The sequence below is a fragment of the Tannockella kyphosi genome, from assembly GCF_021054785.1.
Lineage (GTDB): Bacteria > Bacillota_I > Bacilli_A > Erysipelotrichales > Coprobacillaceae > Tannockella > Tannockella kyphosi.
The window spans coordinates 1,284,787-1,302,660 of the sequence record NZ_CP088239.1 but is presented as its reverse complement, the minus strand read 5'-3'; the positions used below and the strand labels follow the sequence as shown (position 1 = coordinate 1,302,660).

General features: G+C 29.9%; 14 protein-coding genes. 12 read left to right on the top strand and 2 right to left on the bottom strand.

Annotated elements, in window-relative coordinates:
• Positions 1-65: 65 nt before the first annotated feature.
• The 7 genes from proB to LRR82_RS06420 all read left to right on the top strand — a co-directional run bounded on the left by proB (position 66) and on the right by LRR82_RS06420 (position 8,287).
• Positions 66-1,190, top strand: coding sequence for a glutamate 5-kinase (gene proB / locus LRR82_RS06450; protein ID WP_249028616.1), 1,125 nt, complete (start codon positions 66-68; stop codon positions 1,188-1,190).
• Entirely contained in the window at positions 1,174-2,415 is a 1,242-nt protein-coding gene (locus LRR82_RS06445) for a glutamate-5-semialdehyde dehydrogenase (protein ID WP_249028615.1), read from the top strand. Before proB ends, LRR82_RS06445 begins: the two co-directional genes overlap by 17 nt.
• 1 nt (position 2,416) lies before the next feature.
• On the top strand, positions 2,417-2,833 hold the full coding sequence (locus tag LRR82_RS06440; RefSeq protein ID WP_249028614.1) for a C-GCAxxG-C-C family protein: 417 nt from the start codon (positions 2,417-2,419) through the stop codon (positions 2,831-2,833).
• Between the two features lie 76 nt (positions 2,834-2,909).
• Positions 2,910-3,371: a MarR family winged helix-turn-helix transcriptional regulator gene (locus LRR82_RS06435; protein ID WP_249028613.1), complete on the top strand. Its 462-nt coding sequence runs from the start codon at positions 2,910-2,912 to the stop codon at positions 3,369-3,371.
• A complete protein-coding gene (locus LRR82_RS06430) occupies positions 3,368-5,590 on the top strand; it encodes an ABC transporter ATP-binding protein (RefSeq protein WP_249028612.1) in 2,223 nt (740 codons plus the stop codon). Before LRR82_RS06435 ends, LRR82_RS06430 begins: the two co-directional genes overlap by 4 nt.
• Positions 5,583-7,436 (top strand): ABC transporter ATP-binding protein, encoded by a 1,854-nt coding sequence (locus tag LRR82_RS06425; RefSeq protein WP_399201152.1) that lies wholly within the window; start codon positions 5,583-5,585, stop codon positions 7,434-7,436. The genes LRR82_RS06430 and LRR82_RS06425 overlap by 8 nt, the downstream gene beginning before the upstream one ends.
• A gap of 152 nt (positions 7,437-7,588) precedes the next feature.
• Complete coding sequence (locus tag LRR82_RS06420; protein ID WP_249028611.1) at positions 7,589-8,287, top strand: AAA family ATPase; 699 nt, start codon at positions 7,589-7,591, stop codon at positions 8,285-8,287.
• A 163-nt stretch (positions 8,288-8,450) separates the two neighbouring features.
• Here LRR82_RS06420 and LRR82_RS06415 read toward each other — a convergent pair whose 3' ends face one another.
• Together LRR82_RS06415 and tnpA are read right to left on the bottom strand one after the other, a co-directional pair.
• A complete protein-coding gene (locus LRR82_RS06415; protein ID WP_249028610.1) occupies positions 8,451-9,947 on the bottom strand; it encodes a transposase in 1,497 nt (498 codons plus the stop codon).
• A gap of 28 nt (positions 9,948-9,975) precedes the next feature.
• Positions 9,976-10,374: an IS200/IS605 family transposase gene (tnpA, locus tag LRR82_RS06410; protein WP_249028609.1), complete on the bottom strand. Its 399-nt coding sequence runs from the start codon at positions 10,372-10,374 to the stop codon at positions 9,976-9,978.
• Positions 10,375-10,452: 78 nt separating this feature from the next.
• Between tnpA and LRR82_RS06405 the strand changes: the two genes are divergently transcribed.
• From LRR82_RS06405 to LRR82_RS06385, 5 genes are all read left to right on the top strand, one after another.
• Positions 10,453-10,983 carry a hypothetical protein gene (locus LRR82_RS06405; protein WP_249028608.1) on the top strand — a complete coding sequence of 177 codons (531 nt, stop codon included), beginning with the start codon at positions 10,453-10,455 and terminating at the stop codon, positions 10,981-10,983.
• A 110-nt stretch (positions 10,984-11,093) separates the two neighbouring features.
• A complete protein-coding gene (locus LRR82_RS06400; RefSeq protein ID WP_249028607.1) occupies positions 11,094-13,475 on the top strand; it encodes a helix-turn-helix transcriptional regulator in 2,382 nt (793 codons plus the stop codon).
• A 232-nt stretch (positions 13,476-13,707) separates the two neighbouring features.
• Positions 13,708-15,660: a carbohydrate-binding domain-containing protein gene (locus tag LRR82_RS06395; protein WP_249028606.1), complete on the top strand. Its 1,953-nt coding sequence runs from the start codon at positions 13,708-13,710 to the stop codon at positions 15,658-15,660.
• Between the two features lie 130 nt (positions 15,661-15,790).
• Positions 15,791-16,888 (top strand): histidinol-phosphate transaminase, encoded by a 1,098-nt coding sequence (hisC, locus tag LRR82_RS06390; RefSeq protein ID WP_249028605.1) that lies wholly within the window; start codon positions 15,791-15,793, stop codon positions 16,886-16,888.
• Positions 16,885-17,859 (top strand): NAD(P)-dependent oxidoreductase, encoded by a 975-nt coding sequence (locus tag LRR82_RS06385; protein ID WP_249028604.1) that lies wholly within the window; start codon positions 16,885-16,887, stop codon positions 17,857-17,859. Before hisC ends, LRR82_RS06385 begins: the two co-directional genes overlap by 4 nt.
• The last annotated feature ends 15 nt before the right edge of the window (positions 17,860-17,874 follow it).

Below are 17,874 nucleotides of genomic sequence, written 5' to 3'. Positions count from 1 at the left end.
ATAATTTATATTCCTTTTTTTTATTGTTATAGTATGCTATTCTAAGAAAAATGGGGGATTAAAAAATGCAAAGTGTAATGATAAAGATAGGGACAAGTTCTTTATGTGATGATTTAGGTGTATTAAGTTTAGAAAAGATGATGCATTTAGTTGTACAAATTGTTGAAATACAACGAAGAGGGATAAAAGTAACACTAGTATCTAGTGGGGCTATTGGAGCAGGTATGGGAGTACTTGCTTTAAAAGAGAAACCTACTCAAATGAAACAAAAACAAGCACTAGCTGCAATTGGACAAGCTCATTTAATGAAAGCTTATGAAGATGTATTTAAAATATTTGAATGTCATTGTGCTCAAATATTAGTAAATCATGATGATTTTGATGATCGTAAAAGATTAATGAATTTAACGAATGCTTTAGAATCTATTCATGAATATGGAGCTATTGCGATTATTAATGAAAATGATACATTGGCTACGGATGAAATAAAAGTAGGTGATAATGATACATTGGCTGCCTTAATGGCACCAATTGTAAAAGCAGACTTATTAATTATTACTAGTGATATTGATGGATTATATGATGATAATCCACATACTAATAAGGATGCAAAAAGAATCCCTTATGTTCAAACAATAGGCCAAGATATTATGGATATGGCAAAAGGAACTGTTAGTAAAGTAGGGACAGGTGGGATGTCTAGTAAGATTCATGCAGCTAAAATAGTGATGGATGCTAATATAGATATGGCTATTGTTTCTAGTAATGAAAAAACAGGATTATTAGATGTTTTAGAAGGAAAAGATATTGGGACTTATTTTAGTAGTAAGTTAGGAAGAAATCTTTCTTTACGTAATCATTGGATTTTATATCGTAGTATTCCTAAAGGGAAATTAATAGTAGATGATGGTTGTAAAAAGGCATTATTAAATTTACATACTAGTTTATTATCTTCAGGGATTGTAGAAGTAGTAGGAGTTTTTTTACAAGGGCAAGTAGTGGATATTGTAGACGTGCAAGGAAACATTATTGCTCGAGGGATTGTAGGATATGCAAGTCATGAAATTGATTTAGTGAAGGGTAGAAAAAGCAAGGAAATGCAAACTATTTTATCTACTTATGTAAGAGGAGAAATCATTCATGCAAATGATTTAGTATTAATGGAGGGGAAACATGGAACAAGTAATTAAACAACAATTAAAAGATGCAGCGAATGCAAAAACAAGACTTGCTGTTTTAGAAACAAAAGATAAGAATCTTGCTTTAAAAAAGATTCAAGATACGCTACTAGCACATATTGATCAAATTGTGGAAGAAAATAACAAAGATATTGATAATGCTAGAATAACTGGTTTAAGTGAAGCAATGATTGATCGATTATTATTAGATGAATCTAGAATTAAGGCAATGGTACAAGATATTCAAAAGGTAATCGAATTAGAAGATCCAATTGGTCAAAAGGTAAGAGAAATTCATAAAGATAATGGTTTAGAAATACAACAAGTACGTGTACCAATTGGTGTGATTGGAGTTATTTATGAATCAAGACCAAATGTAACAATAGATATTGCTAGCTTATGTATTAAATCAGGAAATGTATGTGTTTTAAAAGGTGGAAAAGAAGCATTTTATTCGAATATGGTGCTAACAAAGCTAATGGTAGAAGCTACACTTGATATTTTAGGAAAAGATGCTATTATATACATTGAAACATCGTCTAGACAAGATGTAGACATATTACTACAAGCTAAAGAATATTTAGATTTATTGATTCCTAGGGGTAGTGCAACATTAATCCAACATGTAACTAAAAATTCCTTAGTACCAGTTATTGAAACAGGTGCAGGAGTATGTCATTTATTTGTGGATAAAGATGCAGACTTAGAAAAAGCGAAAGCTATTGCGTTAAATGGGAAGGTTCAAAGACCTTCTGTATGTAATGCATTAGAAACGATTATTGTACACCAAGCTATTGCAAAAGAGTTTTTAGAATTATTATATGATGCTTTTATAAAAGAAGAAGTAAAAATGTATGGTTGTTCTAAAACAAAAAGCTTTATCCAATGTTTCCTTATTAATGAGGATAGTTATTCAACAGAGTATGGTAGTAAGGCGTGTAATATTAAGGTCGTTGATCATTTTGAAGAAGCAATAGCTCATATTCAACAATTTTCTACAAAACACTCAGAAGCAATTGTTAGTGAAAACATGGAACGTTGTGAATTGTTTTTAAATCAAGTAGATAGTGCTTGTGTGTATGCGAATGCATCTACCCGCTTTAGTGACGGTGGAGAGTTTGGTTTTGGGGTTGAAGTAGGTATTAGTACTCAAAAATTGCATGCAAGAGGACCAATGGGATTACAAGAAATCACTACAACCAAATATAAAATATATGGGAGAGGACAGATTAGATAACATGGACGTAAATGAAAGAGTTTTATTAGGGAAAGAAATTGTAAAGAAGGGTTACAATTGTTGCCAAGCTGTATTAGGGAGTTATGTAGATGTATTAGATATTGATATGGATACTGCAATGCATATTTCTTATGGTTTAGGTGGAGGTGTTGGACATATTCGTGAAATATGTGGAGCACTTTTAGGAGGAGCAATGGTGCTTAGCTTACGATATGGCCAAATCGAAGCAGACAAAACAGTAAAGAAATCAGTGGAAGAAATAACAACTGAATTCTTAAGAGAATTTGAAGCAAGTCGTGGAGCACTTCGTTGTGAAGAATTAAAAGGATTAAAGAAGATAGAAGGTAAAGAAGTAAGATTGGGAACATGTGGTGCATATATTGAAGAAACAATCATATTATTAGAAAAGTATATGTAAATATACTTTTTTTGTTGACTTTAAATAAATAGTTAGTATACTAATTGTTAGTAGACTAACTAAAGGAGGATGGATAATGGATGATAAGATGTTTGAACGTGCAGAAATTCTAATGGATCGTATCGCGATATTAAAAAAGAGTGTTCATGAATTAACAGCAATCGAAAAGAAAAAGGCACCAGTAGATATTACTTTATGGCAATTTCGTTTGATGATGTTGATATATCGAAAAGGTGAAATGAATCAAAGAGAATTAGCAGGTATGATGCATATTAGTCCAGCTACCCTTTCCGTTGGAATACAGAGACTAGAGAATGCAGGTTTTTTGAAAAAACAACAAGATAGTCTTGATAAAAGGAATACGCTTTTAACACTTACAGATGGTGGTATTGACAGAGTCATTGAAGGTAAAGCAGTAGTTGAAAAATCAATGAAGGGGCTACTGGATGGTTTTGAAAATCAAGAATTAGAACAAATGGTAGGATTTGTAAGTCGTTTAGAAGCAAATATAAAGAGAATTAAGGAGGATTTTGAATGATAAAGTTAAAGAATTATTATAAACCATTTTTAGTATCTATTATTATTATTGTTGGTTTATTATTTGTTCAATCACAAGCAGAATTATCGTTACCCGATTATATGTCGGAGATTGTAACAAATGGGATTCAATCAGGTGGGGCAGAAGATGCAGTAGCCCAAGTAATGAGTGAAGAAACATATGATCATATTTGTATTTTTTTAGATGATCAAGAAATAGAAGTATTGGAAGAAAACTATACGTTAATAGAAAATAGTGAAATTGATCAAGATATTCTTGATTTGTATAGTACTATTGATGATCAAAATATTTATGTATTAAATGATACATTTGATCGTGATGCATTAAATGAAGTATTGTTACGTCCATTTATGCTTCTTGCTTCTTTAGAAGAAGTAGATTTAACAAGTGAAGAATATGCTACAATGTTGGCAATGTTACCAGAAGGTAGTGATGTTTATACATTATTCTCTTATATGAGTGAAGAAGATTTAGAAGCAGTATTTAGTGATGTAGATGCAATGATTGAAACATTAGGAGAATCTACTTCTTTAATTGCAGCAGGTACTGCTGTATTAAGTGAATATGAATCATTAGGTAGAGATATTGATGAATTACAAAATGATTATATTAAATCAATTGGTTTAACAATGTTAGTAGTGGCTTTTATAGGTACTGTGTGTGCCATTTCTGTGTCTTTATTAGCAGCTAGAATAGGGGCTGGAGTAGCACGTAATTTACGTAAGGCTATTTTTGAAAAAGTAGAAAGTTTTTCTAATGAAGAATTTAATAAGTTTTCTACGGCTTCTTTAATTACTCGTACTACCAATGATATTACTCAAGTACAAATGGTTACTGTTATGATGCTAAGAATTGTATTCTTTGCACCAATGATGGGTATTGGTGGAATTATTCATGCATTGAATAATGCAGCTAGTATGGCTTGGATTATTGTATTGGTTATTATTGTTATTTTATGTATTATTATGGTTGCTTTTACAGTTGTATTACCAAAGTTTAAAATTATTCAAACATTAATTGATAAACTAAATTTAACGATGAGAGAAAACTTAAGTGGGATGTTAGTAATTCGTGCTTTTGGAAATGAAGCATATAGTGAGGATCGTTTTGAAAAAGCAAATAATGAACTTACTAAAGTAAATCTATTTACCAATCGTTCCATGTCTTGTTTAATGCCATTAATTACATTTATTATGAATGTTGTTATGGTAGCTATTGTATGGTTTGGAGCAAAAGAAATTGATGCTGGAACATTAGATATTGGTAAAATGATGGCATTTATGCAATATGCAATGCAAATTATTATGGCCTTTATTATGATCGCAGTTATTGCTATTATGATTCCTCGTGCTAGTGTGGCTGCTGGTCGTATTTATGAGGTATTAACAACGGAACCTAAAATTCATGATCCAAAACAAGAAAGATCATTTGATGAAAGTAAAAAAGGTTTTGTTGAATTTAAAAATGTAAGTTTCCAATATCCTGGAGCTCATGAAGCAGTATTAGAAAATATTAATTTCCAAGCATTACCGGGACAAACAACTGCTATTATTGGAAGTACTGGTGCTGGTAAATCTACTTTAATTAATCTAATTCCTAGATTCTATGAAGTAACTAGTGGAGAAGTATTAGTAAGTGGTGTTGATGTTAGAGAAGTAACACAACATAATCTAAGAGATAAAATTGGTTTAGTTCCTCAAATAGGAAACCTATTTTCAGGAACGATTGAATCCAATGTAAAATATGGAAATGAATCATTAAATGAACAAGAAGTATTAGAAATCTTAAGAATTGCGCAAGCTAGTGAATTTATAGAAAGCAAAGAAGAAGGAATTCAAAGTTCTATTTCACAAGGTGGAACAAATGTATCTGGTGGTCAAAAACAAAGATTAGCGATTGCTAGAGCATTAGCTAAAAATCCAGATGTATTAGTATTTGATGATAGTTTTTCAGCATTAGACTTTAAAACAGATGCTAGATTACGTCAAGAATTAGAAATATTATGTCAAAAAACAAATCAAACAGTTATTATTGTAGGTCAACGTATTGCTAGTATTATGGGGGCTGATCAAATTATTGTTTTAGATGATGGGAAAATGGTTGGTATTGGAAAACATGATGAATTAATGAAAACATGTGAGGTATATCAAGAAATTGCACATTCACAATTATCAAAGGAGGAACTAACAAATGGATAAACGTACTCCTACTGTAGAACGACAAAAAGGCCCAATGGGTGGAGGTCCTGGACCAAAATTAGGTGCAATGGAAAAAGCAAATGATTTACCAGGTACTTTAAAGAAATTATTTCAATATTTAAAGCCTTATCATTTTAAATTATTAATTGTTGTTGTTTTTGCTGCAGGTTCTACTATTTTTAGTATTGTTGGACCTAAGATTTTAGCATTAGCTACGGATGAATTAAGTGAAGGTATTATGGGGAAAATACAAGGAACAGGTAGTATTGATTTTACGTATATTGGTAAAATAGTGCTTGTTTTAGTAGCTTTCTATTTAGTTAGTATGGTATTTAGTTTAGTACAAGGGATTGTTGTATCTGGTGTATCACAAAAAGTAGCATATGACTTACGTGAATCTTTATCAAAGAAAATGAGTAGAATGCCATTAAAATACTTTGATAAACATACAAGTGGTGATACATTATCACGTGTTACAAATGATATTGATACAATTGCTCAATCTTTAAATCAAAGTATGTCTCAAATTATTACTTCTTTTGTAACAGTAGTTGGTATCTTTATTATGATGTTAACTATTAATGTAACAATGACTTTTATAGCTTTATTAGTTTTACCAACTAGTATGATTTTAATAGCTTCTGTAATGAAGTTTTCACAAAAACATTTTACACAACAACAAAATAGTTTAGGTGATGTGAATGGTCATGTGGAAGAAATGTATGGTGGACATCAAGTAGTAAAAGCATTTAATGGAGAACTAGCTTCAGTAGAACAGTTTGAAATATATAATGATAGTTTATATAACTCAGCATGGAAATCACAATTCTTTTCAGGATTAATGATGCCTTTGGTACAATTTGTTGGTAATGTTGGTTATGTGGCAGTATGTATTGTTGGTGGTATGTTGGCAACTGGTGGAACAGTTAGTATTGGGGATATTCAAGCCTTTATTACGTATGTTCGTTCTTTTAATCAACCAATTAGTCAATTAGCACAAGTTATGAACTATTTACAATCGACTGCAGCAGCTGCAGAACGTGTTTTTGCCTTTTTAGAAGAAGAGGAAATTGACGAAGAAGAAGATAATTTAACAGATAAACAAATTGAACATATCAAAGGTAGTGTAACTTTTGATCATGTAAGATTTGGTTATAATCCAGAAAAAGTAATTATCAATGACTTTAGTATGCATGTTCATAGTGGTCAAACAGTAGCTATTGTAGGACCAACAGGAGCTGGTAAAACAACGATTGTTAAATTATTAATGAGATTCTATGAATTAAATAGTGGTTCTATCTTTATTGATGGACATGATATTTGTGATTTTTCTAGACACGATTTACGTGATCAGTTTGGTATGGTATTACAAGATACTTGGTTATTTAATGGTACGATAGAAGATAACTTAAAATATGGTAACTTAGAAGCAACAAAAGAAGAATTCCAAAATGCATGTAACATGGCTTATGTCGATCATTTTGTAAATACATTAGAAGATGGATATCAAACTATCTTAAATGAAGAATCATCTAATATTTCTTCTGGTCAAAAACAATTATTAACAATTGCCAGAGCATTCTTAAAAGATCCTAAAATATTAATCTTAGATGAAGCAACATCATCTGTTGATACACGTACCGAAGTGTTAATACAAAAAGGAATGGAAAAACTAATGGAAGGTAGAACAAGCTTTGTTATTGCACATCGTCTTTCTACTATTCGTGATGCAGATATTATCATTGTATTAAAAGATGGGGATATTGTAGAAACAGGAAATCATGATGCATTAATTGAAAAAGATGGATTCTATGCATCTTTATATCAATCACAATTTGAACAATAAGAAACACGTTTGTGTTTCTTTTTTTTGTTTGAAATAAAGGTTAAATATTGAAAAGTCAATTTTATTGATGTGTTCTTTATTGAAAAGTCAATATTATTATGGTGAAATTAACTTGAAAAATCAATTTTCTTATGATAGGAGGTTATTAAATCATGTTATATAGAAAAATAGAAAAAACAATAGTGGAACATTTAGAATCCAAATCAAATAAAGTTCTTTTAATTGATGGTGCTAGACAAGTTGGGAAAACTTATATCGTACGTTATGCGGGAAGAAAGTTATTTGAGAATTTTATTGAGATAAATATGGTTGAAGATTCTTTAGGTGAAAAACTATTTGAACAAGTAAAAACAATAGAAGATTTTTATCTTAGCTTAAGCATGATTGCAGGAGATAAAATGCAGCAAAAAGAAAATACACTTATTTTTATAGATGAGATTCAGGAATATCCTCACTTACTAACGCTTCTAAAGTTCTTAGTACAAGATGATTGTTTTCATTATATTGCTAGTGGATCATTGCTAGGAGTAGCACTTTTGAAAACTACTTCTATTCCAATGGGAAGTATTCAAAAAGTTAGAATGTTTCCACTAGATTTTGAAGAGTTCCTTTATGCAAATGGGGTTAATGAAATAACAATATCAATATTATCAAAAAAGTTCAAAAAATTAGAAAGCTTGGATGAATCAATGCATTATAAAACGATGGACTATTTTAGAAAATTCTTACTAGTAGGTGGAATGCCAGATGCTGTTAACTCTTATCTTTTAGAAAAGAATATTGTGTCTGTACGAGGTATTCAAACTGAAACTCCCACCACTGAAGTAGTGGGGTTCTTAACTACTAAATAACCTTCTTTAACTACAAAAATAAAACAATAATTATTGTTTGAAATGTAGAGAATCCTAATTATTTTCATTAAGAATTTCACTATCCATTCGTTCTATTGAACAAATTAACGATAGTATAACGCCCGTTTCAAGACGTTTTGTTGTTAATACTTTTTAATGCTTTTTAAATGCCAATACTAGAAAGGTTTTTCTTTCCTTTTAATCTTTCTACTTCTTGGTTATGTTTGATTAAAAATCCTTCAAAATTCATTTCACATTTTTCTTGATTCATTGTTTTTAAATCTTCGTTCATATTCATTAATAAATAAGAACTATACAAATCTCTTTGTATTTTTATCACTTCGTTGTTATATTCTATCTCATTCCATCTTTGAGATAGTTTTTTCTTCTTGTATGTTTGATTAACATGGTTGTATTGACTTGCTTTGGTTGTATAGTTGTTTACTTTTAAAACTTCTTTATCTATGTAGTTTAGCTTTCTATTCAAAATTTCTACAAACATAGCAGGAGCTTTTTCTCCTAAAGACTTGCCGAAACGTTTTTTACGATTGAACTTACCTGTCTTTTCATTAACCGTTGTTTTCTTTGCTCGTTTTTGCAATCCTTTATAATGCATTGTTTCTACATAAATGGTCGTTCCTAATGTTAAAAGATGATTTGCTAAGGTCTCGTGTTGTAACTTTCGAATAGCTGCTTGTTTTCTACTAAGCTCTCTTAGTTCGCTTCTTAATCGAAGATAGCGATTGGAGTTCTTCCATTGTCCAGCTCCTGTTTTAGTAGTTCCATCTTCATTGTAGTTATTAGGATTCATAGCTCTTCTACTACGATCCATTTTTCTAGAAATGATTCGCTTTTTCTTTTCTAGGTTAGGTACTTTATCAGCTAATTCAATCAATCCTACTTCTTTGTTAGAGCAATAGGCAATCGTTTGCGTGCCTAAGTCAATACCTACAACACCATCTCTTTTAGGATTCTTTACTTCACCAGTTGTTGGATTGTATTTTACAGGAGGAGTTCCTTTAAACACTACTTGTAAATAGTATTTATACTTTCCTCTAATTTCTTTTTGAATAATACGGTTATAACAAATTTTGTAAAGAGGGTTTTGAAAACATTCATTTTCATAACTATTTGAATGATCAATAATAACAGGAATAATAAGACCATTCCAATAAAGTGTTTCATTTACGAGACGAATTCCGCTTGTATTTGATTTTCCTTCTAACGAAGTAAACTCTCCATACTTTTTAAAATGAATTTCTTTTCCATCACTAAACATTACTTTGTTATAAGCTTTCCATAAATTCGTAGCAATCTTTTGAGACGTGTTTGAATCAATATTTTCACGAAAACAATGTTGTAATTCTTTTACATCTTTATGAAAATCATATTCGGATAAACGATATTCTCTCTGCATTTCTTTTAATCGGTTAGCGAGGCCTTTCTTTGTTACACCAGCTTTAGGATGTCCTTCATGAATTCGCTTATATTGTTTCATAATGTATTTATATTCTTTTGTTTTTGTCATTTCTCTATATCGTTTTTGAGTAATAACAATTAAAGAATTATACATTTTTCTACCAATTTCAAAACGTTTTTCTAATATATGTTCTTGATAGGTTTCTGTTTTTAATGGAATTGTTATACAAAAATTACTCATGAAGTTTCTCCCTTCTTGATTTCGATATTTAATATCTTTTTCTCTGGCTTTCTACATATCTCTTTATTGTTTCGCTACTAACAACACCGGCAGTTGAAACAAAATAGCTTCTTGTCCACAAACTTTTCATCTGACTCAACTCTGAAAATTCACTTCTTAATATCAACCCACTTTTCCTTTTTATTTTTTGCATTATGTCACTAGGACTGTATTTTGGTAATGCGTTTATAAACAAATGAATATGATCCTTATCACATTCCATAGCAATAATTTCAATTTCTAATTCCTTGCAAGTTTCTTCCACTATGATTTTAAGCCTTTCTTCTACATTTGGAATTAAAAATATTTTTCTACGATACCTTGGACAAAAGATAAAATGATAATTAATTAACGAGGTTGTTGTTTTTGTTTTTCTATATTCTTTCATATACTTATTATAACATAAATCACGTATAATTTATACTATTTTATACACATCTTACGCATTCCTCCCACCACTAAAGGAGTGGGCTTTCTGCTAGGTTATTGTGATACTTATACAGTAGGTACTATTACAATAGATGGTAAAGTATTAGATGAAGATGAAACAAATGTTGCTAATGAAATCATCATAGGTCGAAAAGATATTTACGATATTACAGTTACTAAACAAGGGGAAGGTGTAATTGAAGGGGATACTGCTGTTTATGAAGGGTTAGATCAAGAGTTTATTTTCACTCCTGCAACAGGTTATGAAATAAGTGATGTCCTAGTAGATGGAAATAGTCTAGGGGCTATTACTAGTTATACATTTGAAGAAGTATATGCAACGCATACATTAGAAGTTATCTTTACTAAAGTACAAGAAGATTTAAATGATGATTTTACAGAAGATAAACCATCAACAGAGGAAGATTTAAATGATGATTTTGATAATGAGTCATTGGATGATAACGTGCTTACTGGAGATATAAATAATATATCGTTATTTACAGCTTTAGCTATTATTGGGGCTCTATCTATCTTAATGCATAGGAAAAGAAGAAAAGCAAAATAATATATAAAAACCACTCTAAGTAAACTTGGAGTGGTTTTGTATAGATAAAGCTTTTTTAATAAGTTACAAGTATGTAAATATATGATAAAATGATTGGAGGAGGTGTTTGTATGGGACAATATGATATTTCACCATCTTTTATTAGTGTAGATAAAAAAGTACAAGAAAAATGGTTTCTTCTTTTAAAAGAACATAAAATGGTTTATTTAAGTGGTAGCTATGGGTTTGGAAGAACAGAACAAGCTATTTATTTTGCAAGAGAATATTTTAAAAATATGATTTATTTAGATACTAATCAAAGTGATTTTACACAGTTATTAGAAACAATAGATATAACAAAAGATACATTACTAATCATTGATAATTTACAAGCATTACAACAACAAGATAAAATCATAAATATATTACAAAAACATCAAGATATTTTTGTAATGTTATTAAGTAATGCAACATTACCTGATTTTTTAATTCCTTTGCGTATTGCTAAAAGATTAGTAGTATTGGATAGTAATTCTTTAGTAATTGGTTATCATCAAGTACTAGATATGTTAGAAAAGCAAGAAGAGTTACAAGGATTAAAGAAAAAACAAATCAATGATATAGCAAAAGACTGTATTGAATTTACAAACGGACGTGCTTTATTTATTCAAATCTATTTAGTTCATGTTTGTGAGAGCCAAGACTTACAAAGAGTACATCTATTAGCAAAACAAGATTTCTTTTATCATATGGATATAGAATTTGATAAATGGCCACTCTTATTAAAAGAATCATTAACAAAATTAGGAATATTTTCTGATTTTCATTACGATATAGCAAAACTAATTCTAGGCAGTGATGTAGAAGTAGTTTTGAGTAGTGTTATGGAAAGAGAGTCTTTTTTATCATTTGAAGTACCAGACTTATTTCGTTTTGATCCTATAGTATTTCAATATTTTCATCATCGATTAAATTTATTAGAAGAAAAAAGTAAGCAAAGAGTATATGAAATAGCAGCAAATCATTATGAAGAAGAACGTTTATTTGAACAAGCATTATATTGTTATAAGAAATCTAATAATATTGATAAGATAATAGAAATAGTTATTTATTTATTAGAAAATGCGGATGGTTGTTCTTTTGCACAAATTAGTGATCAATATATAAATTTACTAACAGAAAAACGTGAAAAAGAAAATCCTAGTGTTATAGGAGCAAAGGCAATGTTTTATGCATATCGTATGCAACCAGAACAAAGTCAATATTACTTACAGAAACTAAAAGAACAAGCAACTAAAATAACAACTCCAACAGGATTTGAAGCTATTATTAGTGTGTATGTACGAACATTAATGGCTAGTCCTTGTGTATCAGCAAAACAATTAAGAGAGAATTTAACATATTGTTATGGTTATATTCAAAAATTTGGGTTTGAATTAAAAAACATCATGCCTACCGGTAATTTTGCTTCTATTATGAATGGAGGAATAGACTTAGTAACATGGATTCCATATTATAAAGCACTATTTCCTGTCTTTAAACCAATTATATTAAAATCAATTGGCAAAGAAGCAATAGGAGTACCAGAAGCAGTTCTAGGAGAACTGTTCTATGAACAAAATAAAAGTAGTCAAGCAATGGTAGAATTAACCCATGCATTAAGTGATGCAAATCTAAAAGGTACTATCCGTATGCAATATGCTATTACAGGGATTATGGCTAGATTATTACAATCAGAAGGACAATTAAGTACTTCTAGAGATATATTAGAAAACATCTATGATAAAGCTTTACAAAAGAATTATAATGAGTTATTAGCTAATATTAGATGTAGTATTATTCAATGTGATTTATTAGAAGGAAATCAAGAAGGATTAGAAACATGGTTATATGAACAAGCTATTAATGAATATGATACATTCTATATTACTTCTAGATATCGTTTACTAACAAAAGCAAAAGTATATATATCTTGCAATAGAAACTTAGAAGCATTATATATTATAGAATACTTAGAAAGATATGCTTCTATGTATTATCGTAACTATTTATCTTTTGAATTAGGTATATTAAAAGCAATTATCTTATATCGAAGAAAAGAAGAATACGAAGAAGTACTTATAAAAACAATAGAACAAACAAAGAAATATAAACTAAATCGTGTTGTAAGTGACCAAGGAATAGCATTATTACCATTATGGAAACGAATAGATTGGTCTAAATACCCATCTATTTCTAAAAAGTATATTCAAGAAGTAACAAATAATTTAGAAAAAATGGCAAACTATTACCCCCATTACTTAGAAGTACCTCAAAGTTTTGGTAATCTAACAGAACGTGAATTAGTAGTATTAAGACTACTTAGCAAAGGACAAAACAATACCCAAATATCTAAAACAATAAATATTAGTTTAGGAACTACTAAGTTCCATGTATCTAATATTATTAAGAAGTTAAACGCTAAAAACAGAACAGAAGTAGTGGAAGTAGCTAAAGAGAATGAATTAATTTAATTATATATTAATATTAGAATGAAAAGAAAAGTAGAGAATCTAGAGATTCTCTATTTTTCTATAGAAATATAGCTTGTTATGTTAAAAAAATATTGATTTTAACATCCTTTTTTACTAAGAACTAGCCAAGTGGCTAGTTACGTGTCTAAACAAGAGTTGTTATAATAAAAGAGGGCATATTTTTAAGTTTTACTTAAAAATATTAATTTACGATAATCGAAGGAGAAGAATGATGAGAAAAATGTTAAAAATGATTGTTACACTAGCAATGATACTTTCGTTTACAACTATTGATGTGTCTGCTGCAACATCTAGTGATCTAAGTTTTAGTGGTTCAACAGCAACTACTTCTGGTGATGGATGGAGTTGGGATAAGGATACTTTAACACTAACACTTTCAGAAGATTTGGAAATTAGTAGCAGTGGTAATGGAATTTACTTTAGCTGTAATGCAATTGTTAATTTACAGGGTTATAATTTAACCATAACTGCATCTGATTATGGTATTTATTCATCAGGTAGTTTAACAGTTATAGGGACTGGTAATCTAGATGTTTGCTCGAGTTCGAGTGATGCTATTCACAGTGATGAATCTGTTAGTATAACATGTAATAATTTATCAGCTACATCTGATGGTGGTGATGGTATTGAAGGAAAAGGTATTATATTAAATGTAAGTAGTGACTTAGATATAGCTACAACACTTTTTGGAAGTGCGGCTATTAGAGCGAATGATGGTACTATAAAAATAGAAGTAGGAGGAAGTGCTACTTTAAAAGCGAAGTCTCTATGTATGTATACTGTTTCTAGTTTTACAGTGAAAGTAACAGGTGATCTATCACTTACTGCTGAAAATACTACTTATGGAAGAGGTGTTTATGCAGATGGATCTGTTGATTTAGAAGTAGGTGGTGATTTGGATATTACTGCTGGGAAAGACGGTATTTATTCTTATTATGGAGATATAGCAATGGATGTTACGGGAGATGTAACAATCACTTCAAATAACTATAGTATTTATGCACAACAAGGAGAGATTAATTTAGATTTAGATGGGACTGCTGTTTTTACAAACACTAGTGGTAATGCTGTTTATGCAGGGAGTGACATTTCATTATCTGGTTCTGGCACACTTACTACAGATGGATATATCTTAGCAAATGGTACAGTATCTATTGATGAAGAGTTAACAGTAAATTCATTGGTTTCTCAAAATGACGGAGATTCTAACAAAGATACAGTATATGGGGATTTTATATTTACAGATAACTCATATTTTAAGTCAGATGTTGATAAACTTTCATTCGCTAAAGAATCATCACTTACAATAGCAAGTGATGTTGATGCAGATATATCAGGATATAATTCAGTTGATTTTACTAATGTTAATATCATCTTAGAACAAGATGCAACAATTGAATATGGTTCTCATGTTGAAATAGTATATTATGCAGTAATTGATTCTTTTACAGTAGCTGATATTTATGTGGGTGATGATATTGTTCATAATATCGAAGTATCATTAGTAGATGATGAATCTACTGTGATTACTAGTGATGATGTTACTTATGGAGATATAACATATACATATAGTACAAGTGAAGATGGAACATATTCATCTTCTATACCTACTGCTGCAGGTACATACTATGTAAAAGCAGCTATTGCTACTACTACTGTTGATGATAATAACTATGTAACAATTGGTACATATGCTGTTGAAGAATTTGAAATTATTACAAAATATTGCACCGTTACAATTGATGATGTAGAAGCTCAAGTATTATATGGAATTGTAATTACACTAGAGATACCAACTAAAGAAGGTTACACATTTGATGGTTGGGTAGATCAAGATGGTGAAGAATACACAAATGAAATAACAGTAACTTCTGATTTGTCTCTTTCTTCTACATGGATTAAGGATGCAGTAGATAGCACTGATGTTGACGGAGATACGAATGCGGATGCTGATGCAGACTTAGATGCTGATGCAGACTTAGATGTTGATGCAGACTTAGATGTTGATGCAGACTTAGATGCTGATGCAGACTTAGATACTAATACAGAAGTAGATGATGTAGTAGATACTGGAGATACTAATAATGTATTACTATTCACAACATTAAGTATTAGTGCAATGGCATTGGTTTTAATAGATATGAAAAAAAGAAATAGAGTTTAATAGAATAAAGAAGTAATAAGTTCTATTCAATAAAGAAAACAGTTTTAGGTGATCCTAAAGCTGTTTTTATATACTTGTTGATTTATTGATTATAGAGGAGTAGTATTATTTTAATGGGAGGAAAAAGGGAATGTTAAAATTAAGGAAATCAGTATATAGTGCTACTAAATATGTAGGGGGACTTACAACAGATGCAGTAATGAAGAAATATGGATTAACTAGTGTTGTAAAGTTAGGATCTAATGAGAATAATTATGCTCCTTTTCCATCAGTATTAAGTGTGATGGAAAAAGAAATAAAAAGAGGGAATGTATATCCTGAAAAAAATTATGAAAGACTTAGAAAAGAATTAGGATCAATGTATGGACTTACTAGTGATTGGGTTGCTTTAGGTCATGGGGCTGGAAATGTTTTAGATACTATTTCTAAAATGTTTTTAGATTATGGAGATGAAGTTATTATTCCTAGACAGACTTATGGTTTATATAAGGAGATATGTTTATTAATGGGGGCTGATGTTGTAGAGTGTGATTTAGGGGAAGATTATTCTATTGATTTAAATGTTATTCAATCTTTGATAACGGAAAAGACAAAGTTAATATGGATTTGTAATCCTAATAATCCTACAAGTACTATTATTAATAAACATGAATTAGAATCATTTATTAGAAATATACCTGAACATGTTTATGTTATTTTAGATGAAGCATATATAGAGTTTTGTAAGGAAGAATATAGACCTAATACTATTCAATTAGTAAAAGAAGGATGCCAATTATTATGTGTTCGTACTTTTTCTAAGTATTATGGTTTAGCTGGACAAAGAATAGGTTATGTAGTAGCTAGTCCTGAGGTGATTGAATATTATAATACAGTAAGTGAGCCATTTAATGCGAATCGAGTAGGATTAGCTGGTGCTGTAGAAGTAATTAGTAATGCTGGAAAGGAAGCTAAAAAGTATTCTTATTATATGGTGGAAGATAGGCAATATTTATTAGAAGAATTTAACAAATTAGGATTACCTACTATTGAAACACATACTAATTTCTTATTTGTAGAAACTCCTATTGAAGGATTAGATTTTAGTGAAAAGTTATTGTCTTTAGGTGTTATTGTACGTCCATGTGCAGGATGGGGATATAATAAGCATATTCGTATTAGTATTGGAACAAAACAAGAAAATCAAAAATTAGTAGAGGCTATAACAAAAGTTATGGGAAGCTTATGAAAATACTAATTTGTGATTATAAAGAACCAATGGATAGAGATTTAAACCTAGAAATAAATCATATAAAAAAAGAATTACCAGGTAGTGAGATAGAGTGTTATCTATATGATGGAGATAAACAACAATTATTTAATAAAATAAAAGAGGTAGATGCACTAATAACTGCTTATCTAGAAGTAGATGAAGAACTATTATTACATGCTCCTAATTTAAGAATGGTTTCAATTGAAGCAAATGGTTATAATAGTGTAGATTTAGAAGCTATTCAAAGGCATGGTGTAGGTCTAACATGTATTGAAGAGTATTGTACTAATGAAGTAGCAGATCATACACTTACGTTAGCTTTAAGTGTGATACGTAAAATAAATTGTTATCAAAATGATATGCGAGTAAATAAAGTATATTTATTTAATAATCATCAAGGGTTATTTCATTTAGAAGGAAAGGTTTGGGGAATAATAGGTTATGGAAAGATTGGTAGAGCAGTAGCCAAAAGAGCAAAAGCATTTGGTTGTAAAGTAATAGCTTATGATCCTTATTTAAAAGAAGCAGATGTTCCTTTAGTAGAGTTAGAAGAATTGTATCAAACTAGTTCTATTATTAGTTTACATACATTATTAAATGAAGAAACTTATCATATGATTAATAAAGAATCACTTTCTTTAATGAAAGAAAAACCAGTAATTATTAATGTAGGGAGAGGATCATTAATAGATGAAATAGCTTTAATAGAAGCATTAGATAATAATATTATTTATGGAGCTGGGTTAGATGTTTTTGAAAATGAAGAAAGTGATGTACTAGCAAAGTCACCATTTTTAGAAAGGTTAGATGTGGTGATTACACCACATATTGCTTTTTATTCAGATGAGTCTATGGAAGAATGTGCTAGAATCACAGCTTATAATACAATACATTATTTAAAGAATGAATTTGATAAAATAAAAAGAATAGTTTATAAACCTAATTAACAAACATATAGGGGG